The organism is Micromonospora sp. NBC_01796 (assembly GCF_035917455.1).
Lineage (GTDB): Bacteria > Actinomycetota > Actinomycetes > Mycobacteriales > Micromonosporaceae > Micromonospora_G.
On the sequence record NZ_CP109078.1, the window covers coordinates 1,597,148 to 1,621,157 of the forward strand.

At 71.6% G+C, this 24,010-nt stretch carries 19 protein-coding genes; 10 read left to right on the plus strand and 9 right to left on the minus strand.

What is annotated here, in order from left to right:
• Positions 1–14 precede the first annotated feature (14 nt).
• From OIE47_RS07390 to OIE47_RS07405, 4 genes are all read right to left on the minus strand, one after another.
• Positions 15–965, minus strand: a complete 951-nt coding sequence (locus OIE47_RS07390) for a permease prefix domain 1-containing protein (protein ID WP_326560754.1) — start codon at positions 963–965, stop codon at positions 15–17.
• Complete coding sequence (locus OIE47_RS07395; RefSeq protein ID WP_326560755.1) at positions 962–1,303, minus strand: PadR family transcriptional regulator; 342 nt, start codon at positions 1,301–1,303, stop codon at positions 962–964. Before OIE47_RS07395 ends, OIE47_RS07390 begins: the two co-directional genes overlap by 4 nt.
• A 71-nt stretch (positions 1,304–1,374) precedes the next feature.
• Positions 1,375–2,619, minus strand: coding sequence for an MFS transporter (locus tag OIE47_RS07400; protein WP_326560756.1), 1,245 nt, complete (start codon positions 2,617–2,619; stop codon positions 1,375–1,377).
• Positions 2,514–3,563 (minus strand): DMT family transporter, encoded by a 1,050-nt coding sequence (locus OIE47_RS07405; RefSeq protein ID WP_326560757.1) that lies wholly within the window; start codon positions 3,561–3,563, stop codon positions 2,514–2,516. The genes OIE47_RS07400 and OIE47_RS07405 overlap by 106 nt, the downstream gene beginning before the upstream one ends.
• Positions 3,564–3,658: 95 nt before the next feature.
• Here OIE47_RS07405 and OIE47_RS07410 point away from each other — a divergent pair, with 95 nt between their 5' ends.
• The 3 genes from OIE47_RS07410 (at position 3,659) to OIE47_RS07420 (ending at position 6,020) form a co-directional block, all read left to right on the plus strand.
• Complete coding sequence (locus tag OIE47_RS07410) at positions 3,659–4,570, plus strand: LysR family transcriptional regulator (protein ID WP_326560758.1); 912 nt, start codon at positions 3,659–3,661, stop codon at positions 4,568–4,570.
• A gap of 165 nt (positions 4,571–4,735) precedes the next feature.
• Positions 4,736–5,257 (plus strand): SigE family RNA polymerase sigma factor, encoded by a 522-nt coding sequence (locus tag OIE47_RS07415; RefSeq protein WP_326560759.1) that lies wholly within the window; start codon positions 4,736–4,738, stop codon positions 5,255–5,257.
• On the plus strand, positions 5,250–6,020 hold the full coding sequence (locus tag OIE47_RS07420) for a DUF4232 domain-containing protein (protein ID WP_326560760.1): 771 nt from the start codon (positions 5,250–5,252) through the stop codon (positions 6,018–6,020). Before OIE47_RS07415 ends, OIE47_RS07420 begins: the two co-directional genes overlap by 8 nt.
• Positions 6,021–6,029: 9 nt before the next feature.
• Here OIE47_RS07420 and OIE47_RS07425 read toward each other — a convergent pair whose 3' ends face one another.
• Complete coding sequence (locus tag OIE47_RS07425; RefSeq protein WP_326560761.1) at positions 6,030–6,761, minus strand: maleylpyruvate isomerase family mycothiol-dependent enzyme; 732 nt, start codon at positions 6,759–6,761, stop codon at positions 6,030–6,032.
• Between the two features lie 294 nt (positions 6,762–7,055).
• On the opposite strand from OIE47_RS07425, the gene OIE47_RS07430 reads away from it, so the two are divergent.
• On the plus strand, positions 7,056–7,862 hold the full coding sequence (locus tag OIE47_RS07430; RefSeq protein WP_326560762.1) for a TIGR03084 family metal-binding protein: 807 nt from the start codon (positions 7,056–7,058) through the stop codon (positions 7,860–7,862).
• Between the two features lie 120 nt (positions 7,863–7,982).
• Here OIE47_RS07430 and OIE47_RS07435 read toward each other — a convergent pair whose 3' ends face one another.
• From OIE47_RS07435 to OIE47_RS07450, 4 genes are all read right to left on the minus strand, one after another.
• On the minus strand, positions 7,983–9,590 hold the full coding sequence (locus OIE47_RS07435) for an MFS transporter (RefSeq protein ID WP_326560763.1): 1,608 nt from the start codon (positions 9,588–9,590) through the stop codon (positions 7,983–7,985).
• Entirely contained in the window at positions 9,587–10,693 is a 1,107-nt protein-coding gene (locus OIE47_RS07440) for a carboxymuconolactone decarboxylase family protein (protein WP_326560764.1), read from the minus strand. The genes OIE47_RS07435 and OIE47_RS07440 overlap by 4 nt, the downstream gene beginning before the upstream one ends.
• A 75-nt stretch (positions 10,694–10,768) precedes the next feature.
• Complete coding sequence (locus OIE47_RS07445; RefSeq protein WP_326560765.1) at positions 10,769–12,409, minus strand: GMC family oxidoreductase; 1,641 nt, start codon at positions 12,407–12,409, stop codon at positions 10,769–10,771.
• Positions 12,406–12,936, minus strand: coding sequence for a DUF5987 family protein (locus OIE47_RS07450; RefSeq protein WP_326563015.1), 531 nt, complete (start codon positions 12,934–12,936; stop codon positions 12,406–12,408). The genes OIE47_RS07445 and OIE47_RS07450 overlap by 4 nt, the downstream gene beginning before the upstream one ends.
• Positions 12,937–13,411: 475 nt before the next feature.
• Here OIE47_RS07450 and OIE47_RS07455 point away from each other — a divergent pair, with 475 nt between their 5' ends.
• The 6 genes from OIE47_RS07455 (at position 13,412) to OIE47_RS07480 (ending at position 24,009) form a co-directional block, all read left to right on the plus strand.
• Positions 13,412–14,509, plus strand: a complete 1,098-nt coding sequence (locus tag OIE47_RS07455) for a carboxymuconolactone decarboxylase family protein (protein ID WP_326560766.1) — start codon at positions 13,412–13,414, stop codon at positions 14,507–14,509.
• Positions 14,510–14,642: 133 nt separating this feature from the next.
• Positions 14,643–15,224 carry a hypothetical protein gene (locus OIE47_RS07460; protein ID WP_326560767.1) on the plus strand — a complete coding sequence of 194 codons (582 nt, stop codon included), beginning with the start codon at positions 14,643–14,645 and terminating at the stop codon, positions 15,222–15,224.
• A gap of 2 nt (positions 15,225–15,226) precedes the next feature.
• Positions 15,227–15,811: a copper resistance CopC family protein gene (locus tag OIE47_RS07465; RefSeq protein ID WP_326560768.1), complete on the plus strand. Its 585-nt coding sequence runs from the start codon at positions 15,227–15,229 to the stop codon at positions 15,809–15,811.
• A gap of 187 nt (positions 15,812–15,998) precedes the next feature.
• Positions 15,999–16,988 carry a DUF1702 family protein gene (locus OIE47_RS07470; RefSeq protein ID WP_326560769.1) on the plus strand — a complete coding sequence of 330 codons (990 nt, stop codon included), beginning with the start codon at positions 15,999–16,001 and terminating at the stop codon, positions 16,986–16,988.
• A gap of 182 nt (positions 16,989–17,170) precedes the next feature.
• The gene (locus OIE47_RS07475; protein ID WP_326560770.1) at positions 17,171–18,145 is read left to right on the plus strand and encodes a DUF1702 family protein; all 975 of its coding nucleotides are present in this window, start codon (positions 17,171–17,173) and stop codon (positions 18,143–18,145) included.
• 71 nt (positions 18,146–18,216) lie between these two features.
• Positions 18,217–24,009 (plus strand): type I polyketide synthase, encoded by a 5,793-nt coding sequence (locus OIE47_RS07480; protein WP_326560771.1) that lies wholly within the window; start codon positions 18,217–18,219, stop codon positions 24,007–24,009.
• The last annotated feature ends 1 nt before the right edge of the window (position 24,010 follow it).

Genomic DNA, 24,010 nt, shown 5'->3' on the forward strand with positions numbered 1-24,010 from the left:
TCGGGCCGGGTGGGTCAGGCGGTGCGGCGCCGGGTCTTGATGATGCTGTCGATGATGTCCCAGACGGTGATGACGGCGATCCCGACGGTGCTGAAGGTGGCGAGGGTGCTGAGGTTGTCGCCCTCGCCGAGCCAGTCGAGGTGTCCGACGAAGGCCGGGCTGAGCAGTCGGTCGTTGAGCAGGAGCCACGCCACCGGGACCGCGAAGGCCAGGTCGAGCAGGACGTTGATACCGACCAGGGGCCAGGTCCAGTGCCCGACGCGGTATTTCACGATCTCGAAGCCGGCGCTGATCACCAGCAGACCGATCAGGACCGGAAGCCACGAGTTCCACAACGCCGGGTCGATGATCGGGATGTTGGTCCCGTTGTCGGTTTGCAGCCACGAGTGGAAGTGCTGCAGGACCAGGTAGGCGATGGTCAGCCCGATCGTGAAGACTGCGGCGATGGCGTCGGTGAGGCCGATCTCCCGCTTCACCGGTACGGCGGGAAGCTGGTCGACGTTCCACTCGGGCAGACCGAGGGGGGTGTTGGTGCGTTCGGCGATGGCGAATCCGAGGGTCACCCAGAAGGCGATCTGGACCGCGACCTCGATCGCGACGCCGATCCCGGTGCCGATCGCCCCACCGACAGTTCCGTCGTCGGCGGCGTCGACGATCGCGACCACGGTCCCGACAATCGCCGGTACGAAGCTGAGCAGCGTCTTCAGCAGCTTGGCCCAGTGCAGGTAGTACTTCGGGCCGATGAGCTGGAGCCTGCGGTCGGCGTACCGGGCGGCGAGGCGGTCAGGGTTGCCGAGTTCGGTGAGGACCTCCCGTTCGGCGGCGACGGGGTCCTGCCCGTTGCCGGCCCGGTCCTCGATCATGTCTTCGATCGACCCGCGCAGCTCGGCGGCGATCTCGTCGCGGCGCTGGGCCGGCACCGATTGCAGGGTCGCGGCGAGGTAGCGGTCGGTCAGGGTGTTCATCGGTCCACTCCTTCGATCAGGCCGGTCATGGAGGTCTGGATGGCCGAGAGGTCGTCGAGGAGTCGTCCCAGGATCTCTTCGCCCTCGTCGCTGGTGCGGTAGAACTTGCGCGGTCGGCTCTCGTCGGTGTTCCACTCGCTGGTCAGCAGGCCCTGGTCTTCGAGCCGGCGCAGGAGCGGATAGAGGGTGTTCGCGTCCACCGGGAAGCCGTGCTCGGTGAGGCGCTGGAGCAGTGCGTAGCCGTAGCCGGGTTGGCGCAGCGCGACGAGGCTCGCCGCTACCACCGTGCCCCGCCGCAGCTCCTGTAGGTGCGTCCGCAGGAGTTCTTCGTTCGCCATGCATCACACTGTACTGTGCGGCACACACCATTGTCTAGCGCTACATCATTGGAACTGACCGGAACAACGTGTCAGCCACGTACGAGGGCGGCGGCCGGCAGCTCGCGGCGGGTACGGACCGGGGAGCAGAAGACGGGGAGGAAGGCGGTCGCCATGAAGGCGGCACCGACCCAGAGCGTGGTGTTGACGGTGGTCAGCTCGCCGATCAGGCCCGCCACGGCGGCGCCGAGCGCGAGCGCCCCGGTGAGCAGGAAACGGAAGGTGGCGTTCATCCGGCCGAGCAGCACGTCGGGGGTCATCCGCTGACGCAGGCTCACCCCGAGGACGTTGTCCAGACCCGTCTTGAACAGCGCCAACACCCAACCCGCCCCGGCCACGTACAGCCACGGCCCCCGGTCGAGCAGGGGTACGAGCAGTGCGGCGGGGGCCAGGCAGAGACCGGCCAGGCCCAGGGTGCGGCCGTACCCGAGGCGGGCGGCGATCGGGCGGGCGCACCGGGCACCGAGCAGGAGTCCGGCTCCACCGGCCGCCCAGAACAGCCCGAGCAGCCCCGCCGGCAGGCCGAGCTGCCGGACGAACAGGACCGGGAGCATGGTGTTGACGATCTGGGAGCCGAGGTTGCCCAGGGCGGCGGTGAGCGCGAGGGCGCGCAGTTCCGGGTTGCCGAACACGTGCCGGAGTCCGGCCCCGATCTGCGCCCCGAGCCGGACGCGCCGCTGCGGGGGCGGCGGTGCCGGCGTACGGCGGATGGCGGTGAGACGCAGCGCCGAGGCCAGGTACGCGATGGCCGTACCGGCGATGGCGACGGGGGCGGTGAGCAACTGGACGAGGAAACCGCCCGCACCCCGCCCGGCGACGTTGCCGGCGGCGATCAGGCTCACCACGGCCGCGTTCGCCTGGACCAGGCCGTCGCGGCCGACGAGCTGCGGGAGGACGCTCTGCGAACCGATGTCGAAGAAGACGGTTGCGGCGCCGGTGAGCAGGACCACCAGGTAGAGGTGCCCGAGGGTGAGGGCGTCCAGCGCCCAGGCGACCGGGATCGAGGCGTACAGGGCGGCTCGGGTCAGGTCGGCGGTGATCAGCACCCGGCGGTGGCGCATCCGGTCCACCCACGCCCCGGCGGGCAGCCCGATCAGGAGGAAGGCGACGGTGCTCAGGGCGGCGAGTGCTCCGACCTGGCCGGGGCTGGCGTCGAGCGCGGTGACCGCGATCAGCGGTACGGCGACGTATCCGATGCTGGTGCCGAACTGGCTGAGGGTGGTGGCGGTGAAGAGGACCCGGAAGTCGGTGACCCGCCAGGGTGAGTGGGGCTGCACGGTGTCTCCGATTGGTCGTCGGGGCGGGCGGCTTGGTCGTCGGGAGGAGCGGCGGACACGGCGCCGGAGGGGCGGGTGCGGGTCAGGCCGACGCCGACGAGCACCACCGCCATCCCGGCGATGATCCGGAGGCTGAGCCGTTCGTCGAGGACAACCGCGCCCAGGGCCACCGAGACGACCGGGAGCAGGTAGCCGACTGTGGCGGCGGTGACCGGGCCCTCGGTGGCGATGAGCCGGGCGTTGAGGTGGAACGTGACACCCGTACCGAGGGTGCCGAGCACCACGACCGCGACGATCGCGGTGATGGTGGGTGTCGACGGGGCGGCGGTCCCGGCGGGCAGGGCGAGGGTGGTCAGGCCGGTCGCGGTGAGGAGTTGGGCGGCGGAGAGGGCGAGCGGCCCGGTCTGCCGGCCGGTCAGGTGCCGGGCCATGTAGGCGAACGCGACCGCGTAGCTGGCCGCCGCGGCGAGCAGGAGCAGGGCGCCCCAGCTCGTCAGGCCGGTCCGGTGCCAGGGCGCGAAGATGAGCAGGGTGCCGGCGAAGCCGAGCCCGAGGCCGGTCAGCCGGAGCGGATGCGGGTGCCGTTCCGCGCCGAGGGCCAGGCCGATCAGCAGTGACCACAGTGGAGTGGTGGCGTTGAGGACCCCGGCCACCCCGGAGTCGACGGTCTGCTCACCGACACTGAACAGGAAGAACGGCAGGGCGTTGCAGAAGAAGGCGGCCACGACGAGATGCAGCCAGGTCCGCCGGTCGCGCGGGAGGCGCTGGCGCGCGGCGTACGCGAGCGCGAGCAGGACGGCCGCACCGAGGGCGCACCGGATCACGGTGATCTGGAGCGGGGTCAGGCCACCCCCGAGGGCGACCTTGATCCAGAGGAAGCCCGATCCCCAGAGCAGGGCGAGGACCCCCATGCGTACGAGGGTTGCGTGCTGGCCACCGAACACGTTCGCCTCCTGACGGGTGGACCGACGTTCACCGTGTCCCGGAAGCAGTTGTAAGACAAGCGAAAAGATCTGCACACGGCGTTAAGCTGAGCTACATGCTTGACGTACGGCGAATGCAGTTGCTCCGCGCGGTCGTGACCAGCGGTTCGGTCAGCGCGGCAGCCCGCGACCTCGGCTACACCCCCTCGGCGGTCAGCCAGCAACTGACGGTTCTGGAGAAGGAGGCCGGGATCGCGCTCCTGGAGCGGACCGGGCGCGGCGTACGCCCCACCGACGCCGGCCGACTCCTCAACGAGTACGCCGCCACCATCGGTGAGCAGGTCGCCGAGGCGGAAACCGCGCTCGCCGACCTGCGGGCCGGGCGTACCGGTCGGTTGGCCGTCCGCTACTTCGCCACCGCCGGGGCGAGCCTGGTCGCACCCGCGGTCGCCCTGTTCCGCCGCGCGTTCCCCGGCGTACGCGTCGACCTGCGACTCGGTGAACCCGAGGACTCGCTGCCGGAGCTGAAGCAGGGCGGTGCGGACCTGGCGATCGTGGTCCGGGACCCGGACCGGTTGGCCGACGACGGCATCCGGTTCACCCACCTGCTCGACGACCGGTACGTCGCCGTCCTGCCCCGGGGGCACCGGCTCGCCGCGAAACGGGTCCTCGACCTGACCGACCTCGCCGACGAGCCGTGGGTCGGCAGCGAATGGCCCGGCCCCTGCCTCGACGCCGTGATCGGCGCCTGCGACTCGGCCGGCTTCCGCCCCGATTTCGTGGTGCAGAGCGAGGACTACGCCACCGCACAGGGTTTTGTCGCCGCCGGGCTCGGCATCGGGCTGGTGCCGGAGATGGGGCTCGGCAGCCGCCATCCGGCCGTTGTCGTACGCCGGGTCCGCAACCCGGTCCCGGTACGGGTCATCTACGCGGCCGTACGGGAGTCGTCCCCCGCCCGACCGGCCCTGCGCGGCCTGCTCGACGCCCTCCGGGAGGCGGCGGCCACCGTCCGGCCGGCCGGGCGCTGACGGCTCCCCGAATACTGGCGACCGGAGCAGGGAACCAGGTACGCCCGCCCGGCGTGACCCTTGCGTACAGGACAGCAGGGTGCACGGCGGAGGAGTGCGGGGATGGTCGGTAGGCAGGCACAGTGGGCGCGTTCTGTCCGGCCCCGAAGGGCATGTTGACTGACGGTGCCCGGTTACATCGAGTTCGACGACTTCTACGCGACGACGTACCGACGGGTGGTCGGCTACGTGTACGCGATGATCGGCAACCTGGCCGAGGCCGAGGACGCCGTGCAGGAGGCGTACTCCCGGGCCTGGCCCCGGTGGTCGAAGCTGCACGACTACGCCGACCCCGAGGCGTGGGTCCGTACGGTGGCGTACCGGGCGGCGGTCAGTAGCTGGCGCAAGGCCACCAACCGGCTGCGGGCGCACCGCCTCCACGGTGCCCCCGCCGACGTGCCGGAACTCGGGCCGGAGCACATCACGCTGGTCGAGGGCCTGCGGAAGCTGAACGCCGACCAGCGCTACGTCCTCGTCCTGCACCACCTGGTGGGGCTCAGCGTCGAGGACATCGCCCACGAGACCGGCGTCGCCGTCGGCACGGTGAAGTCCCGGCTGTCCCGTGGCCGGCGTGCCCTCGCCGTCGAACTGGGTGAGTTGACCGGCGACGGGGACTCCGGGACGCGGAAGATGGTGAGCGATGTCTGAGCCGGACCGTCAACCCCCCGGAATCGACTCCCGGTTGGCCGAGTTGGCCGAGGTCGCCGGTCGGGCCGTCGTCCGACCACCGGTCGGTGCGATCCGGCGGCGCGCACACCGCCGCACCCTGCGCCGAGCGGCGACAGCGGGCGGGCTCGCCGCGCTGCTCCTGGTGGTGGGCGGCGTGGGCACGGGGTTCCTGCTGCCCTCGCGTCCGCCCGCACCGCCGTCGACCACGACCCAACCCACCACCACCCCACCGTCGCCGGCTCCGTCCTCGGTCGCCCCCACCCCCACCGCGCCCGTGACACCATCGACGCAAACGCAGTCGACACCGTTCTGCCGCAAGGCCGATTTGAAGGTGTCCAGGCGCGCAACGGAAGCCGGATCCGGTCACCGGGCGGTGATCCTGGTCTTCACCAACACCGGGGCCGGGCCGTGCCGGACCAGGGGATACCCCGGTGTCGCCGGGCTCGACCGCGACGGGAACCAGGTCGCACAGGCCGAACGGACCCGCAGCGGCTACCTCGGTGGGCTCGGCGCCGACACGAAGGCCCCGACGGTGACACTCTCCCCCGGTCAGTCCGCCTCGGCCACCGTCGAGGCCACGGCGTTCGACCCCGCGACCGGCAACGGGTGTACGCCGTACGCCGGGCTCCTGGTCACCGTCCCCGACGACACCGCCTCGACCCAGGTCCCCTGGACCAACGACGGCTGCACCGGGTTGGAGGTACATCCGGTGGTGCCCGGCACCAGCGGGAGCGCCCGTTGAGTGTGCTGCTCAGCCGTGCCCGACCGCCCGACGTGACCGGCGGTCGGGCGGTGGTGGGCTGACCAGCACCCCCAGCACCTTGCCGAGCCGCTGCGCGGGGCGCATCTTCGTCGCCGACTCCAGCCGCTCCCGCAGTACGGGCACACCGTCGCCGGTCAGCTCGTCCAGGGCGGAGCTCCTGCCGCCCATGGCCAGCACCAGCGGCTCGGCGTCGCCGCGTACGACCGCGCCGGTGCCGTGGTCCCAGCCGGCGTCGTCGGCCACCAACCGCAGCCCGCGCAGCCGCCCGCCCAGCGCGAATCCGGGCGACGGCTTCGCCGCGAGATGCTGGTACGCCACCCACAACCGTTCCTCGGAAAGGATTCGTGGAATACCGAGCGGGCGCCGGATGTCAAGATCGTGCAGGACGATGTCGGCGAGCACCGGATCGTATCCGGATCGGGGAATCGTCGTACGCGACGACGCGTTCCGGCGCAGTTGTCCGATCAGCGTGTCGGAGCCGCGTTTCGCGTACCAGCGGGTGAGGGTGACGTTGACCCGGTCGAGGTCCGCCCCGGTGGCCGCGATGCCCAGGTAGAGCTTCACCTGACCGAACCGCAGGAAGCTGACCAGGTGCGCGGCGAGGTCGTGCATCGTCCAACCCGTACACAGGCTCGGGGTGCGCAACTGGTCGACGGTCAGGCCGGCGAGCAGGTCCGCAGCCCGTCGACGCTCGTCGACAATCATGTCGTAGACCCGCATTTCCCGACCGTAGGACAGATTGCCGGGCCGGCCTTCTTCCATCGTGCCGAATCCGCGATCGCCGGCCGGGCCCATTCGGATCGGGGGCCGAATCGTGCGGAAAGGCGACTCCGCATGCACAGAGAAGACAGCGCAGGTCGGCCGAGGCGAAGCTTGATCGGACTGCATCAATGGAGCGGTCGGCGTGCTCAGCGCCTCGCCGTGTCGCGAGGGTGACCGGGCGGGCCGGTGCCTCGGCGGGCCCGGTCCGTCCCCTTCGGACCGGAAGCCGGCCGACAGTGAGAGGAGACACGCGTGACAACACCGGAGAACGTGATCCCCGCCTTGATAGCCGACGGAAACGACGTCGACGGTCTGCTGGCGGACCTCGACGACGCCCAGTGGGGACTGCCCACCCCGTCGGAGGGCTGGACGATCGCCCACCAGGTCGCCCACCTGGCCGCGACCTTCCACCTGGCCGCGATGGCCGCGTCGCAGCCCGAAGGGTTCGTGGCCATGACAAAGCAGTTGAGCCCCGACTTCGGGGCCAACGTCGACGCGGCGATGGCACCGTTCCTCGCCGCGCCGCCGCAGGTCCTGCTCGGGCACTGGCGGTCCGAACGGGCGAACGCGGAACAGGCGTTGGCGTCGGTGCCGGCCGGCAAGGTCGTACCGTGGCTGGTCCGGCCGCTGCCCGCGACGGTTCTCGCCGCCGCCGGAATGATGGAGTTGTTCGGGCACGGTCAGGACATCGCCGACGCGCTCGGCGTACGGCGGGAATTCACCGACCGGATCGCCCACCTGGTCGGGTTCGCGGTCCGGACCTGGGACTTCGGCTACCTGTCCCGGAACCTGACCCCGCCGGAGGTGGAGTTCCGGTTCGAGCTCACCCTGCCGTCGGGGGCGCCGTTCGTCAGCGGCCCGGAGAACGCCGAGCAGCGGATCACCGGCCCGTCCGTCGACTTCTGCCTCCTGGTCACCCGGCGCCGCCACCGCGACGACCTGGACCTGGTCGCCACCGGCCCCGACGCCGAACAGTGGCTGAACATCGCCCAGGCCTACCGAGGCCCCGCCGGCCCCGGCCGCCGCCCCGGCCAATTCGCCACCGCCCACCGCCCCTAACCGACCGCCGCCCTCACCGAGGGTCCACCGCGACGATCTTGCACTTGTGGTGGTACACATTCCCGAACAATCAACGCGATTCGGGGCACCACAAGTGCAAGATCGTCGGCAGGGACGGGGCTAGGGGCGGCGGCGGGGAATGAACGTGGCGAGCAGGGCGCCGAGGAGTAGGACGGCGGCTACCACGGTCAGGGTGGGGCGGGCTGCGGCTAGTAGGGCGTCGCCGAAGGCGTTGGCCGCTGAGCGTTCGACCTGTTCGGTCAGGGACTGGGGGAGGTGGTCGGGGGCGGTGAAGCCGCCCTGTTGGCCGCTGCCGAGGCGCAGGCCGTGCTCGGTCGCGTCGGCGAAACCGGCCACGAACCCCGGCCGCGCCTCCGGGGGCAGCAGACCCGCCTGGTGCTGCGCGGAGTCGTGCAACGAGGCAACGAGCCGGTTCTGGAGCACCGCGCCGATCACGGCGGCACCGAGCGCCGCGCCGACCTGGCGGGCCGTGTTGAGCACCCCGGAGGCGGCACCGGCCCGGGCGGGGACGATGCCGCGCATCGCCTCGGTGGTGGTCGGTGCGATCGCCGCGCCCATCCCGATGCCGATCAGGACCAGGGGCGCGAAGAACACCCACACCCCCGAGTCCCGCGCCGGCAGGTACGCCATGCCCAGCACCCCGAGCGCGAACGCGGCCAGCCCGAACACCAGCAGGATCCGGCCGCCGAGCCGGTCGGCGAGCCGTCCCGCCACCGGGGCCACCGCGCTGAGCGTGATCGTCCACGGCAGCGCGGCGAGGCCGGACATCAGCGGGGTCATGCCGTACAGGGTCTGGGTTTCGATGACGAAGACGAGTAGGAACCCGTAGAGGGCGAACGAGGTGATCAGGGTGATCACGGTGGGGATCGCGTACCCGCGATCGCGCAGCAGCCCGAGCGGTACGAGCGGTTCGGGCTGGCGCCGTTCCCAGAGCACGAAGAGCCCGAGGAGCAGACCGGCGGCGAGCAGGACCAGCGGGATCGTCACCGGGCCGACGATCGTGCCCCAGTGGTGCCCCTCCCCCTCGACCAGCGCGTACACCAGGCCGCTGAGGCCGAGGGTGGCCAGGACCAGCCCGACCGGGTCGAAACTCTTCGGGCGCGGCTGGCGCAGGTCCGGTACGAACCGCAGGGCCAGCGCGATTCCGGCCAGGCTGAGCGGCACGTTGACGTAGAAGATCCACTGCCACCCGAGGTGGGTGACGATCAGTCCACCGGCCGTCGGTCCGCTGACCGCGGCGATGCCGGCGACGGCGGTGAAGATCCCGAACGCCGCACCCCGACGGGCCGGCGGGAAGATCGCGGAGAGCAGCACCAGCGCCTGCGGCAGCAACGCCGCCGCACCGATGCCCTGGAGCACCCGCGCGGCGATGAGCTGCCCCGGGCTCTGCGCCGCGCCGCAGAGCAGTGAGGCGAGCGCGAAGACACCGAGCCCGGCGACGAACACCGTACGCGGGCCGACCAGGTCACCGAGCCGGCCGAAGACGATGAGCAGGGTGGACAGTGCCAGCAGGTAGCCGTTGAGGACCCACAGCACCGTGCCGATCCCGGTGTCGAGCGAGCTCATCATGACCGGCGCGGCGGTGTTGACGATGCTCGTGTCGAGCAGGATCAGGAAGTTGCCCAGGCAGAGCACGGCGAGCGCGGCCCACGGGTTGACCGGCCGGGGTGTGGTCGTGCTCCGGGGTGCCGGTCGGGTGGTGGTCATGCTTCGAGGTGCCGCGCGGCCGGGGGCGGGGTCGTGCCGGCGGGGGTCAGCTTCGTACTGACCTGCCGGGCCGCGGCCAGGCTCGCCCACGAGGTGAACTCGATCAGCGTGTCCTCGCCGGGGTGGGCCCGCCGGAACGTCTCGACCAGTTCCGGGCTGACCTGCGCGGACGCGAAGGCGGTCACCAGCCCCAGCCGGGCCGCCGGGCGTTCCGCCTCCGGCAGGCCCGCCACGGCGGCGTCGGCCCAGACCCGGGCGCTGAGCCCCGGCGGTTCGGCGGCCGGGTCGGCGAGGCGTTCCAGGATCAGCGCCCGGGCGCCGGCCGGCACCGTCGGGGCACCGGCGTCGATCGCGGCGTACGCGCGGGCGAAGGCGTCGGAGACGGTCGCGTCACCGGCGGCCCAGTGCAGGTCCGCCGGTGGCGGGGCCGCCGGCAGCAACCGGAGCGAGTCGCCCGGTTCGACCGTACGGCGGGCCAGCGCACCCATCAGCCAGGCGGCGACCCGGCGTACGCCCGGCAGGGCGGGACCGGGAATGCCGGCCGGGAGCAACGAGTCGACGAGGAAGAGGTTCACCATCCGGTTGATGTAGTGGAACGTCACCGCGACCCCGATCAGCTCGGGGGCCTCCTCCGGGGTGAACGGCACCGGCCCGGCGTCGGGGGCGGACGCGCCCAGGCCGGAGGCGCCGGCCCAGAGGGCGATCGCGCGCAGCCGGGAATCGGTCACGTCGTCCCACCGCTGCTCGGCCACGGCCGCCGCCGACTCGCCCCGGAGCAGTCCGCGCAGCGTGGCCCCGTGCACCTCCACGCAGTACGGGCACCGGTTCGCCACCGACACCGCGGCGGCGACCGCCTCCTTCGCCTCCCTGGTCGCCCTCCCCTGGGCGAGCAGCGCCTCGCGCAGCATCAGCCAGCACGCGGCGAGTGCGTCGGGCGCCGGTGAGTGCAGGCTGATCGGGGGTGCGAGCATGCCGAAGTCCCGCTCGACCTGCCGGTACACCTGGGCGACCAACCCGGTCGCGGCCAGTGGCGGGACCGCCTGGACGTGCCGTACGTGTGCGGTGGCCGGGCGGCGCGTCGCCCGTTCGATCAACCCACTCATGCGGGTTCCCTTCCGATCAGGAGCGGGTAGAGGAGGGTGGCACCGGCCCCTGGATCGGGGCCGGTGCCGACGGGATCAGACGAGATCCAGGCTCGGGGCACGGACGGAGGCGCTGCTCGACTCGGGCAGCGCGCCGACGTACGTGACCTGCACCCCGCGTTCCCGGGCGGCCCGGACGATGCCGGGCATGGCCCGCTCGGCCAGGGCGGCGATGGTCAGCGCCGGGTTCACGGTCAGGGCACCGGGCACCGCCGAGCCGTCGGTGACGAAGATGCCGGGGTGGTTGCGCAGTTCGTGCCGGTCGTCGAGCGCCGAGGTCTCCGGGTCGTCACCGATCCGGCAGGACGCCAACGGATGCACCGTGTACGCCCCGACCACCTCGTTCGTCCACGGCATCACCCGCGACAGGCCGTCCTTCTCCAGGATCGCCTTGACCTCCGCGTCGGAGAGGTCCCACCCGCGCCGGGTGTTCACCGTCGGCCGGTACTGCAACGCGCCCTGGCCGAGCATCTGCTGGGAGATCCGGTTCGCGTTGCCGGTCGGCGGCGGTGGGCCGAACACGCCCTCGTTGTCGTCCTCGGACATGGTGAAGATGGTCAGCCAGGACGGCCACTGCCGCATCAGTTCCTTCTTCTCCACCCCGAACCAGCTCGGACCCTCGGCGTCGGGGACCTGGGCGAGGATGGTCCCGAGACCCGGCGGGAAGTAGAGCTGCTCCAGGGAGAACCGGTCGAACTCGGGCAGGTTCCCGTCCAGGTGGTCCCAGGTCGCCACGACCGGCCCACGGCCGATCTGGTTCGCCGCGTACGCGAGCCCGTTCTCCCGGCTGAGGCCGAGCACGTCGCGTACCTTGTCCTCGTCGATGATGGCGGTGTTGAGGCGTTCGCCGTTGCCGGAGAAGTAGCGGCCGACGGCGTGCGGCATGGTGCCGAGGGTCTCCTCGGAGCGTTGCAGGATCACCGGGGTGGCGCCCGCGCCGGCCGCCAGGATGACGATCTTCGCGTCGATGGTGCCGTGCTCGTGGTGCACCCGGTAGTCGAGTTCGTCCACGGTCGAGTAGTGCACCCGGTAGCCGCCGTCGTCGTTGCGCGACAGGTACTGCACCTCGTGCAGCGGGCGGATCTCCGCCCCGTGCGAGATCGCCGCCGGGAGGTAGTTGAGCAGCAGGGACCGCTTCGCGTCGAACTTGCAGCCGGCCATCATCCAGTTGCAGTTGGTGCACATGGAGACGTCGACCGCGGACGGGACCGGGTTCGCCGTACGGCCGGCGTGGTCGCAGGCGGCGGCAAAGAGCCCACCGGCGTACGGCACCTGGTCCCAGCTCGTCTTCGTCACCGGAAGTGCCTCGCTGACCCGGTCGTACCAGGGGTCGAGGGTCTCCCGGTTGATCGCGGCCGGCCACATCCGGCGGCCGATGCTGCCGTGGCGTTCGAAGACGAACCGGGGCGCCCTCGGCATCGTCGCGAAGTAGACCACGCTGCCGCCGCCGACACAGTTGCCGCCGAGCAGGCTCATCCCGTCGCCGAGGGTGAAGTCGAAGATCCGGGTGAACGACTTGCCGAGTTCGAAGTCCTGGTCGAACTCGTCGGCCGACAACCACGGTCCACGTTCGAGGACAACCACCTTCGCGCCGCCCGCGGCCAGGTGGTACGCGGCGATCGCGCCGCCGAACCCGCTCCCGATCACCAGGACGTCGGTCTGTTCCGTGCTGCTCATGCGGGGCTCCCGGTGGCGGTGGTGTGTGGGTGGAGCTGGGACAGGGCACGGCCGTACGAGAAACGCGGGAACCGCCAGACCCCGTCCGGCTCCGGCTTGGCGTAGCCGATGGCCAGCAGACCGGGGTGACCCGCGGCGAGGGCGTCGGCGGTGCTCATGTGCGCCGCGCTGTCGAAGGCCATGTTGCTGAACATGGCCAGGCCGACCCAGACGCCCCGCTCCTCATGGCCGGGCGCGGTCAGTCGCAGCACCAGGGCGGTACGGTCGGCGAACGGCAGCGCGACGAACGCCGGTACGGACTCGTCGAGGGTGAGGTCGTGCTCGGCGGCGTACTCCTGGGCGTGGCCGTTGAGCATCGCCATGAAGCCTTCGAGCATGTCACCCAGTCCGCTGCCGGGCAGTTCGAGCAGTTCCACCGCTCCGGAGGCGACCGCGCCGCCACCCTCGGCCATCCCGGCGACGGCCCGGTCGTCCGGCGTACGCCGCTCGCCCGGGACGATCGTGTCGGCGTACGCCTCCAACGTCATCGTCTTCCATTGGTCCGTGTCTGCGGTACCGGTTTGCACGGTCTCGCCTCCTGCACTGAATGGTCAGCACACACCGAAACCGGATCGGTTGGATAATTGCTACCGGACCGGCGGGTGAATGCGGAAGGATAGGCGTAATGGTGGCCCGGGTATCGCACGGTTAATCGATATCGGCCCGCCACATCTCATGGTCCGATTGGCACCGATGCGGCGCATCTCCTGACGTGCTGGAGGTGCTCGAACGTGGACATTCGCCGGCTGGCGCCCCTATCCGGCGGAGCCGATTTCTTCCAACGTGCGCAGAACGTACGGCTGGTTGTCCGTCGCCGGGTGTCGCGGCGCCTTCTCGAAACGTGCGCAGTGTGGTCGCAGCCAGGTGCCGGGCCTGTCGGTGTGCCAATACTGGCATCGATGAGCGCGACCGTGTCCCGGTCTCCCGGCGGCCTCGTCGCGCATCGCGGCAGGGGAGGCCGACATGGTCGTCAAGCGGATAGCGGCATCAGTGATCCAGCGTCAGGTCAAGTACGTCACACCGGTACCGGTGGCCGCCGCCGACGGGCACCTCGCCGAGGTGTACCGCCAGGTTGCCGAGGAGATGGGGCTGGTCGTGCCCCCGGTTCAACTGCACTCGCCGGTGCCCGACCTCGCCTCGGCGTACTGGATGATCATGCGCGAGACGCTGCTCCCGGTCGACATGGTGGACCGGGAGACCAAGGAGGCGGTGGCGACCGCGGTCGCGGTGGCCAACATCTGCCCCTACTGCGTCGACATGCACAGCCTCGGCATGTACGAGCTGGGCACCGAGCACGACGCGGAGGCCCTGGTCGCCGACAAGGTCGAGGACGTCGCCGACGCGCGTACCCGTGCCATGGCGACCTGGGCCCGGATCGCGCACCAGCCCGAGGCCGCGTTCGCCGTCGCGCTGCCGTTCGGACCGGTGGAACGGGCCGAGCTGGTCGGTGTGGTGGTGGCGATGCACTACCTCTCCCGGATGGTGAACGTCTTCCTGTCCAGCTTCCTCATCCCGCCGAGGCTCAACGCCGCCGGCCGGCGGCGGTTCAAGCGCGGGGCGAGCGTCATGTTGCGCTCCACGTTGCGGGCCGACCGCCCGGCCGGACGATCGGTGGACCTGCTCCCGCCGGCCCCGCTGCCCGCCGGAGCGGAGTGGGCGGCCGGGAGCCGGGCCATCGCGGCGGCGGTGGGACGTGCCGACGCCGCGTTCGAGGCGGCCGGGACCCGGGCACTGACCCCGGCCGTACGCGACCTGGTCCGGCGCCGGCTCGGCCGGTGGAACGGCGAGGAGACCGGACTGAGCCGGCGGTGGTGCGAGCGGCTGATCGAGGACCTACCCGAGGCGGAACAGGCGTCGGGGCGGCTGGCCCTGCTGACCGCGTTCGCGTCGTACCAGGTCGACGAGCACGTGATCCGGGAGTTCCGGGCCACGGCACCCGAGGACACCGCGCTGCTCGACGTCACCGCGTGGGCGAGTTGGATCACCGCCCGCCACGTCGGCGCCTGGTACGCCCCGGCGGCCCTGGCGGCCGGGCCCGCGAAGCCGGTGCCCGGTCGATAGAAGAGGCCGTACGGGTCATCGAAAAAGAGCAATCCTGAACAACTCACGGTCCTGACTGCCTGACAACCTGTAACGGTGGCGATCCCTGTCGCCTCGTGCACAGCGACCAACGCCATCCCCCGCTGGAGGAGAAATGACCGCCTACACCGCCCCGGCCGGCGGTTCCGCAACCGGCCTGCTCGACCGGTTGAACGGCGCCCGGCACCGGGCCGCCCTCAACGTGTTCATGCTCATCGTGCTCGCCCACTGGGCCGAGCACCTCACCCAGGCGTTCCAGATCTGGGTCCTCGACCGGCCGGTGAAGCAGTCCCGTGGCGTACTCGGCCAGTGGTTCCCGTGGCTGGTCAGCTCCGAGTGGCTGCACTACGGGTACGCCCTGGTGATGCTCGCCGGACTGTGGTTCCTGCGCAAGGGCTTCGTCGGACGCGCCCGTACCTGGTGGATGGTGGCGTTCGCCATCCAGTTCTGGCACCACATCGAACACCTGCTGCTGTTCGTCCAGGCCCAGGCCGGCGTGGTCTTCTTCGGCCAGGCGGTGCCGACCAGCGTCGCCCAACTGGTCTTCCCCCGGGTCGAGCTGCACCTGTTCTACAACACCGTGGTCTTCCTGCCCATGGTCGTCGCGATGTACTACCACCTGCGGCCGAGCCCGACCGAGCGGGCCGAGGCGGACTGCAACTGCGCCCCGGAACTCGTCTCCTCGGGCCACCGGTAGTCGTGCTCGACGTGTCGGCGGCCGGCGGGGCGCAACCAGCCTCGCCGGCCCGGCCACGCCGCTGGCGGAGCCGGCTGGGCGCGGCCCTGGCGGTCTTCGCGGCACTGGCGATCGGCGTACCGGCGGTGGTGGGTGGACCGGAGACCGAGCTGACCGGGGTCAGCCCCGCCGACGGGACGACCGTACCCGGACCACCGGCGGAGGTGGCCCTGGTCTTCACCGGGCCGGTCGACCCGAGGGAGTTCCACCTCACCGTCGCCGACCGCAACGGCCGCGTGGTGAGCAACGGTGCCGCACGGCTGGACGGTCAGCGGATAGTGGTGCCGCTCGCCCTGGTGCCGGCCGGTGCGTACCGGGTGGCGTACCACGTGGCGCTCCCCGACGGGCAGGAGTTGGACGGGATAACCGACTTCTCCGTCGCCGCCGGTTCGGCGGAACGCTGGACCGCGCCACCGCCCGACCCGGCGCTCGCCGGCGCCCACGCCCACGGTGGCGCCGACCCGCTCAGCGTCGTGCTGACCTGCGTCGCCCTCCTGCTCATCGGCGCCCTGCTCTACCTCCTCCTGAGCCGCCCCCGCCCGAACTGATCCCCACCGGAAGGGCTCCTTCCCGCCGCATCCCGGCGACCGAAGGGGCCCTTCCCGACGCGTGGACGGGGGGCGCCGGGTGACGGTCGGTGAACAGGGCACTGGAGGAGACGTGGGGGGCGGGTCGGCCGGTTCACGATGGAACCGCCGCCGCCGGTGGCCCCGCCACTTCAGCGAGGGGGAGATCATGGCTACCGCCCTTGGTTCGCTGCGCAACCTGCTCATGACGCCATCGCTGGCCCAGGTGAGCTTCGAGGGGCGGGGCTTCCCGATCACCCCCACCGACGCCACCCGCCGGCTCGAAGCAATCCCACAGTCGGTGATCTGCGGTTTCGAATGGGGCATCGACGCCCGGAGCCTGTGGGAGGTGCAGAGCCGGGTCGAGTTGGTCGAGCCGGAGCTGCGCGGATTCGCGTACGAGGGCGTGACCATGGCCTTCACCATCCGCGACTCGATGGCCGGTGGACGCGGCCGGCTCGCCGGGGACCTGCTGCGGGGCCCCGGACGCCCGCACATCTTCCTCACCTACATCGGGATCGGATTCGCCATGGCCCGGCTGCCGCGACCGCTGTGGAAACGGGTGGTGCCGGACCTGACCGGGGTGCCGTACCACCCGACGATGAGTTGGCTCGCGGTCGACGGATTCGGGTTCGACCGGGCCTACTTCGACACGCAGAAATGGGTGCAGGAGCAGAAGCGGCCGACGCCGTATCCGTGGGACGGGTGGCCCGACTACTTCCCCCGCGCCTTCGATCAGGGCGTCGGGCGGGCCCTCTGGTTCATCCATGGTGGACAGGTGGCCGACGTCGCCGCGGCGGTGGAACGGTTCGCCGTGGACCGGCGGGCGGACCTGTGGAGCGGAGTGGGACTCGCGGCCACCTTCGCCGGTGGGTGCGGACCGGCCGACCTGGCCGTCCTGCGCCGGGACGCGGGCGCGTACGCACCCGACCTGGCCCAGGGAGCCGTGTTCGCCGCCAAGGCGCGGGCGTTCTCCGGACACGTGCCGGAGCGGACCGAGGGGGCGATGGGCGCACTGGCGGACCTGTCCGTCACCGCCGCGTCGGAACTCGCCGACGACGTCGCCGTGGGCGGACTGCACGCGGACGGGCTGCCGCAGTACGAGGTGTGGCGGGCGAAGGTACGGGAGTCGGTCACGGCTCCCTCGGGGTTGCGCTGAGCGCCCGACCGCACCGGCTACCGGACCCGTCCGTTCGCTCGCCGAACGGACGGGTCCGTCATTTCTTCGATCGTGTGGGCATCCGTTCACAATGGCCAGATGGGCAATCACGAGGAAGAAATTCCGGTCGGGCCCTGCGAGGATCGGATTAGCGTGGACGAATAGATGTTGGGGAGCGTTCCATGAGATCTTATCGCGCGTTGCGGCGCCGTATCCTGACGCCGAACGTTTCCGAGACCAAGCTCGAAGTCCGGGGATTCCACGTCAAGAATCCCGAGGCCAAGGAGCTGCTGGAAACGGTAGGCCGGTCATTTCTGACCGGTTACGCGTACGCCGCAGAGGCCGCCACCACAGACGAGGCGGAGGAGCGACTCGAAGGCGTACCGACCCGCTTCCGCGGATTTGCGTACGAGGGTGCCGCGATGGGTTTCGCGGTACGGGAGGGACTGCCGATCGGCGGCCGGGGAATGGTTCGTGACTTCCTCGACGGGCGCGGGCACGACCACATCTACATGGCGTACGTCGGTGTGGGTTGGGCGATGGCCCGGCTGCCGAGGTTCCGTTGGTCGAGCCTGTACGCGCCGGACCCGCTGCTGCGCTGGCTGGTGCTCGACGGGTACGGCTTCCACCAGGCCTACTTCCAGACCGAGCGGTACGTCCACCAGGGATTCCAGGAGGAAAACTTCCCCTGGCCCGCCGGACCCCACGGCTGGTACGCGAACCGCGCCATCGACCAGGGGATCGGTCGGGCGCTGTGGTTCGTCGGCGGGACCGAGGCCGAGGTTGTCGCCGGGCTGATCGACCGGTTCCCGGAGCACCGCCGGTCGGATCTGTACAGCGGTGCCGGACTCGCCGCCACGTACGCCGGTGGCGGTGACGACACCGAACTGCGGTGGTTCGCCAAGCACGCCGGGCCGTACCAGCGCCAGGTGGCGCAGGGATCGGCGTTCGCCGCCGGTGCCCGGGTACGGGCCGGACTCGTGGTGCCGCACAACGAGATCGCCACCCAGGTTTTCTGCGGGATGACACCGGTCGAGGCCCAGCGGGTGACCGACGAGGCGCTGGTCGACCTGCCGGCCGACGGCGACGTCCCGTCCTGGGAGGTGTGGCGGCGCCGGATCGCCGCCCGGTTCGACTCCCTCGACACCGCCCCCTAACCGTTTCCCGCACATCGCCGGTCGCGGACGACGCGCACCAGCGGGCGTCCGCAGGAGAAGAGGTCGTGTCCATGTCCAAAATTGCCATCGTGGGAATGGCGTGCCGGTATCCGGACGCCACCTCACCGAGAGAACTGTGGGAGAACGCGGTCGCCGGTCGACGCGCGTTCCGCCGGCTGCCCGACGTACGGATGCGGCTCGACGACTACTGGGACCCGGATCCGAAGGCGCCGGACCGTTTCTACGCCCGTAACGCCGCGGTCATCGAGGGGTACGAGTTCGACCGGATCGCGTACAAGGTCGCCGGGAGCACGTACCGGTCGACCGACCTCACCCACTGGCTGGCGCTCGACACCGCCGCCCTGGCCCTCGCGGACGCGGGTTTCCCGATGGCCGAGGGGGTCCCGCACGAGCGCACCGGTGTGGTGGTCGGGAACACCCTGACCGGTGAGTTCTCCCGCGCCAACCAGCTCCGGCTGCGGTGGCCGTACGTGCGGCGGATGGTCGCGGCGGCGCTCAAGGAGCAGGAGTGGGACGACGACCAGCTCGGCTCGTTCCTGGACGACTTCGAGGCCACCTTCAAGAGCCCGTTCCCGGAGATCGACGAGGACACCCTCGCCGGTGGCCTGTCGAACACCATCGCCGGGCGGATCTGCAACCACTTCGACCTCAAGGGCGGCGGGTACACCGTGGACGGTGCCTGCTCGTCGTCGCTGCTCTCGGTGGCGACGGCGTGCAAGGCCCTGCTCGACGGGGACCTCGACGTGATGGTGGCCGGCGGGGTCGACCTGTCGATCGACCCGTTCGAGATCATCGGTTTCGCCAAGACCGGAGCGCTCGCCACCGGTGAGATGCGGGTCTACGACCGCAACTCGAACGGCTTCTGGCCCGGCGAGGGCTGCGGCATGGTGGTCCTGATGCGCGAGGACGAGGCCCGCCGGGCCGGTCACCGCGTGTACGCCTCCATCGCGGGCTGGGGCATCTCGTCGGACGGCAAGGGCAGCATCACCCGGCCGGAGATCAACGGCTACCGGCTGGCGTTGCGTCGGGCGTACGAGCGGGCCGGTTTCGGGATCGAGACGGTCAGCATGTTCGAGGGTCACGGGACCGGGACCAAGGTCGGTGACACGAACGAGCTCACCGCGCTCAGCCAGGCCCGGTTGGAGGCCGACCCGCACGCCCGACCGGCGGCACTCAGCTCGGTCAAGGGCATGATCGGACACACCAAGGCCGCGGCCGGAGTCGCCGGCCTGATCAAGGCCGCGATGGCGGTGCACCACGAGGTGATCCCGCCGTCGATCGGATGCGTCGATCCGCACGAACTGCTCGACGGGGACGGGGCCGCGCTGCGGGTGCTGCGCAAGGCGGAGTCGTGGGTGGCCGACGCCCCGGTCCGGGCCGGTATCACCGCGATGGGCTTCGGCGGGATCAACACCCACATCGTGCTGGAGAACGACCAGCCCCGCCGACGGGTACGTTTCGACACCCGTACCCGGTCACTCGCGTCGTCGGCGCAGGACGCCGAACTGCTGCTGGTCGACGCCGGTTCCCCGACCGAGTTGCGGGAACGGGTGCAGCGGCTGATCGACTTCGTTCCGCAGCTCGCGTACGCCCAGCTGGGTGACCTGGCCGCGACCCTGCACCGGGAGCTGCGCGAGTTGCCGTACCGGGCGGCCGTGGTGGTCTCCTCCCCCGAGGAGGCCGAACAGCGGCTGCGCCGGGTGGCCGACGCGCTGGACGCGGGCGAGACCCAGCTCTTCGCCGCCGACGGCGGCATCCTGCTCGGGCACGTACGCGGGCCCGGCCGGATCGGCTACCTCTTCCCCGGCCAGGGGTCGGGGCGCGGCACCAGCGGCGGTGCCCTGCGCCGCCGGTTCGCCGAGGCGGCCGACATGTACCACCAGGCGTCGCTGCCCAGCTCCGGCGACATGGTGGCCACCTCGGTCGCCCAACCCCGGATCGTGACCGGCTCGATGGCCGGGGTCCGGGTGCTGTCCACGCTGGGTCTGGAGGCCGTCGTCGCGGTCGGGCACTCCCTGGGCGAGATCTCCGCGTTGCAGTGGGCCGGCGCTCTGGACGAGCAGGCCCTGCTGCGGGTCGCGGCCCTGCGCGGGAAGACCATGGCCGAGAACAGCGCCACCGGTACGATGGCCGGCCTCGCCGCGTCGCCGGCAGTGGCCGCGGATTTGACCGCCGGACTGCCGGTGGTCATCGCCGGTTACAACGGCCCGCAGCAGACCGTCATCGCCGGCCCGGTGGAGGCGGTCGAGGAGACCTGTGCGCGGGCCCAGGCGGCGGGACTCGTCGCGACCCGGCTGTCGGTGTCGCACGCGTTCCACTCGCCGCTGGTGGCACCGGCGGCGGCGGCCTTCGGCGCGGCGCTGGACGCCGAGGACTTCGGCCCGGTGGAGCGGCGGATCATCTCCACCGTCACCGGTGAGGCGCTGCCCGCCGACACCGACCTGCCGGCGCTGCTGCACCGGCAGATCACCGACCCGGTGCTGTTCAGCCAGGCGATCGCGGTCGCCGCCAAGGAGGTGGACCTGTTCGTCGAGGTCGGACCGGGCCGGGTGCTCAGCGGGCTGGTCGGCACGGCGGAACTGCCCGCGGTCGCGCTCGACACCGACGACGAGTCGATCGGCAACCTCCTGCGGGTGGTCGGTGCGGCGTACGTGGTCGGCGCGAGCCCGGTCGACTCGGCCCTGTTCCACGGCCGGCTGATCCGGCCGTTGCAGGTCGGGACCGAGTTCCGGTTCTTCGCCAGCCCGTGCGAGGCGGCACCGCCGCTGGACCTCGCCACCCGGCAACGGGTGTCGAACGCGCCGGCCGCAACCACCGAGACGGTGGCCGGGCCGACCGACGAGTCGACCGCCCACCTGATCCGCCGGTTGGCGGCGGAACGGGCCGAACTGCCGCTGGAACTCGTCCACGACTCCAGCCGGCTCCTCGACGACCTGCACCTGAGTTCGATCACGGTGGGACAGGTGGTCAGTCAGGTCGCCACCCAGTTGGGCATGCCGGCGGCACAGACGCCGACCAACCTCGCCACCGCGACCGTACGTGAACTCGCCGACGCCCTGGAGGCGCTGGCCGCGACCGCGCACAGCGGTGACCTGGCCCCCACGCAGGTGGTGGCCGGCGCCGGGGCCTGGGCCCGACCGTGGACCCTGGACCTGGACGAGGTCCCGCTGCCCGGCCCGGCGACCGGTGCCGCCGCGAACGGTGGCCAGTGGCAGGTGTACGCCAACACCGACAACCCGATCGCCGAACCGTTGCGGCACGCGTTGCAGCGGGCGAACCTCGGCTCGGGTGTGCTGGTCTGCCTGCCCGAGGGCTGCACCGAGGAACAGCTCGAGTTCGCGCTGCGGGGTGCACAGGCGGTGCTCGGCGGGACGGCCGGTGACCGGTTCGTCCTGGTCCAGCACGACCGGGGCGCGGCCGGGCTGGCCAAGACCCTGCACCTGGAGGCGCCGAAGGTGCGTACGACGATCGTCCACCTGCCGGTGACGGCGGCGGCGGTCGAACAGGTGGTGGCGGAGGTCGCCGCGACCGGGGACTACGCCGAGGTCCACTACGACGAGGCGGGCGTACGGCGGGTGCCGACGCTGCGGGTGATGCCGGTCGAACCGGCCCGTACGGTGGCCGCCCTGGACACCACCGACGTGCTCCTGGTCACCGGTGGCGGCAAGGGCATCACGGCCGAGTGCGCGCTGGCGATGGTGCAGGACAGCGGGGCGAGCCTCGCCGTACTGGGCCGTTCCGACCCGGCCGCGGACAAGGAACTGGCGGCGAACCTGAAGCGGATGGCCGACCTCGGGGTGAACGTACGCTACGCCCGGGCCGACGTGACCGACCCGGAGCAGGTACGCACCGCCGTCGCCGAACTGGTCGGGGCACTCGGCCCGATCACCGCGCTGCTGCACGGGGCGGGCCGTAACGAGCCGGCCGCGTTGACCGGGCTCGACATGGCGGCGTTCCGCCAGACGTTCGCGCCGAAGTTGGACGGGCTCCGGGTCGTCCTCGACGTGGTACGCCCGGAGCGGCTGCGCCTGCTGGTGACCCTGGGCAGCATCATCGGCCGGGCCGGTCTGCGCGGCGAGGCGCACTACGCCACCGCCAACGAGTGGCTGGCCGACCTGACCCGCGAGGTCGGGCGGGAGCACCCGACGTGCCGCAGCATCTGCCTGGAGTGGTCGGTCTGGTCCGGGGTGGGCATGGGTGAGCGGCTGTCGGTGGTCGAGTCGCTGACCCGCGACGGGATCACCCCGGTCACCCCCGACCAGGGCGTCGCGATCCTCCGGCGGCTGCTGTCGGACCCGGACACCCCCGAGGTGGTGGTGATCAGCGGGCGTACCGAGGGCATCGGGACGGTCCGCTACGACCTGCCGACGCTGCCGCTGCTGCGCTTCGTCGACCGGCCGCTGGTCCGCTACCACGGTGTCGAACTGGTCACCGAGGTCGACCTCAACGGCGGTACCGACCTCTACCTGCCCGACCACCTGCTCGACGGCAACCTGCTGATGCCGGCGGTGTTCGGGATGGAGGCGATGGCGCAGGTGACGGCCGCGTTGACCGGCTGGACCGAGGTGCCGGTGATCGAGGACGCGCAGTTCCTGCGGCCGATCGTGGTGCCGCCGGAGGGCAGCACCCGGATCAGGATCGCCGCGGTGGTCACCGGTACGGACACGGTGGACGTGGCGATCCACAGCGCCGAGACGGCGTTCGCCGCCGAGCACTTCCGGGCCCGGCTGCGTCGCGGTGACGGGGTCGTCCCGGACGGGGCCCCGGACCAGGTCCCGGACGGGCTCCCGGTGGTGCCGCTGGTGCCGGAACGGGACCTGTACGGCGACGTCCTGTTCCAGGGACCCCGCTTCCAACGGGTACGCCGCTACCACCGTGCCGCCGCCCGGGACGTCGACGCGGATCTGTCCGCCGACGCGTCGGTGGGCTGGTTCGCCGGTTACCTCCCCGGCGAGCTGCTCCTCGGCGACCCCGGCGTACGGGACGCGCTGATGCACGGCAACCAGGTGTGCGTACCGGACGCGACCCTGCTGCCGGCCGGTATCGACCGGATCCACCCGGCGGGCCCCCGGATGTCCGGCACCGAGGAGCTGCGGTACTGCGCCACCGAACGGTCCCGCGACGGCGACAACTACGTGTACGACATCGCGCTGCGCGACCGTACCGGAGCGGTGGTCGAGCGGTGGGAGGGTCTGCGGCTGCGGGCCGTACGCAAGAACGACGCGCGTGGCCCGTGGGCGGCGCCGTTGCTCGGGTCGTACCTGGAACGGGCGGTCGGCGACCTGCTCGGCGCCCGGGTGGCGGTGGCGGTCGAACCCGACCCGACCGGTCCCCCGGACGCCGACGGTGCCGACCTGATCGCCACCCGACGGGCACACACCGCGCTCGCCGCCGGCCGGGCCTTCGGGCATCCGGTGGAGGTCCGGTACCGCCCGGACGGCCGCCCGGAGGTCGACGGCGACCGTACGGTGTCCAGCGCCCACGGCGCCGGGCTCACCCTCGGCGTCGCCGGTGCCGGCGCGCTGGGCTGCGACGTCGAGCTGGCCGCACCCCGGCCGGTCTCGGTCTGGCAGAGCCTGCTCGGCCCGCATTTCGAACTGGCCGAACTCATCGCGCAGACATCCGGGGAGAGCGCGGACATCGCCGGAACCCGGGTCTGGGCGGCGGTGGAGTGCCTGCAGAAGGCGGGCCGGACCAACCAGGCACCGCTGGCACTGCTGCCGTCGGAGCGCGCGGGCTGGACCCTGCTCAGCTCGGGCGAGCTGCGGATCGCCGTGTTCGTCACCACGGTGCGGGACGTTGCCGGACCCGTGGCGTTCGCCATCCTGACCGAAGGGCGTTGAG

Coding starts and splice junctions, on each gene's coding strand:
- OIE47_RS07390 (WP_326560754.1), bottom strand. CDS start 965: ATGAACACCCTGACCGACCGCTACCTCGCCGCGACCCTGCAATCGGTG.
- OIE47_RS07395 (WP_326560755.1), bottom strand. CDS start 1,303: ATGGCGAACGAAGAACTCCTGCGGACGCACCTACAGGAGCTGCGGCGG.
- OIE47_RS07410 (WP_326560758.1), top strand. CDS start 3,659: ATGCTTGACGTACGGCGAATGCAGTTGCTCCGCGCGGTCGTGACCAGC.
- OIE47_RS07420 (WP_326560760.1), top strand. CDS start 5,250: ATGTCTGAGCCGGACCGTCAACCCCCCGGAATCGACTCCCGGTTGGCC.
- OIE47_RS07425 (WP_326560761.1), bottom strand. CDS start 6,761: ATGCGGGTCTACGACATGATTGTCGACGAGCGTCGACGGGCTGCGGAC.
- OIE47_RS07435 (WP_326560763.1), bottom strand. CDS start 9,590: ATGACCACCACCCGACCGGCACCCCGGAGCACGACCACACCCCGGCCG.
- OIE47_RS07440 (WP_326560764.1), bottom strand. CDS start 10,693: ATGAGTGGGTTGATCGAACGGGCGACGCGCCGCCCGGCCACCGCACAC.
- OIE47_RS07445 (WP_326560765.1), bottom strand. CDS start 12,409: ATGAGCAGCACGGAACAGACCGACGTCCTGGTGATCGGGAGCGGGTTC.
- OIE47_RS07450 (WP_326563015.1), bottom strand. CDS start 12,936: ATGACGTTGGAGGCGTACGCCGACACGATCGTCCCGGGCGAGCGGCGT.
- OIE47_RS07455 (WP_326560766.1), top strand. CDS start 13,412: ATGGTCGTCAAGCGGATAGCGGCATCAGTGATCCAGCGTCAGGTCAAG.
- OIE47_RS07460 (WP_326560767.1), top strand. CDS start 14,643: ATGACCGCCTACACCGCCCCGGCCGGCGGTTCCGCAACCGGCCTGCTC.
- OIE47_RS07470 (WP_326560769.1), top strand. CDS start 15,999: ATGGCTACCGCCCTTGGTTCGCTGCGCAACCTGCTCATGACGCCATCG.
- OIE47_RS07475 (WP_326560770.1), top strand. CDS start 17,171: ATGAGATCTTATCGCGCGTTGCGGCGCCGTATCCTGACGCCGAACGTT.
- OIE47_RS07480 (WP_326560771.1), top strand. CDS start 18,217: ATGTCCAAAATTGCCATCGTGGGAATGGCGTGCCGGTATCCGGACGCC.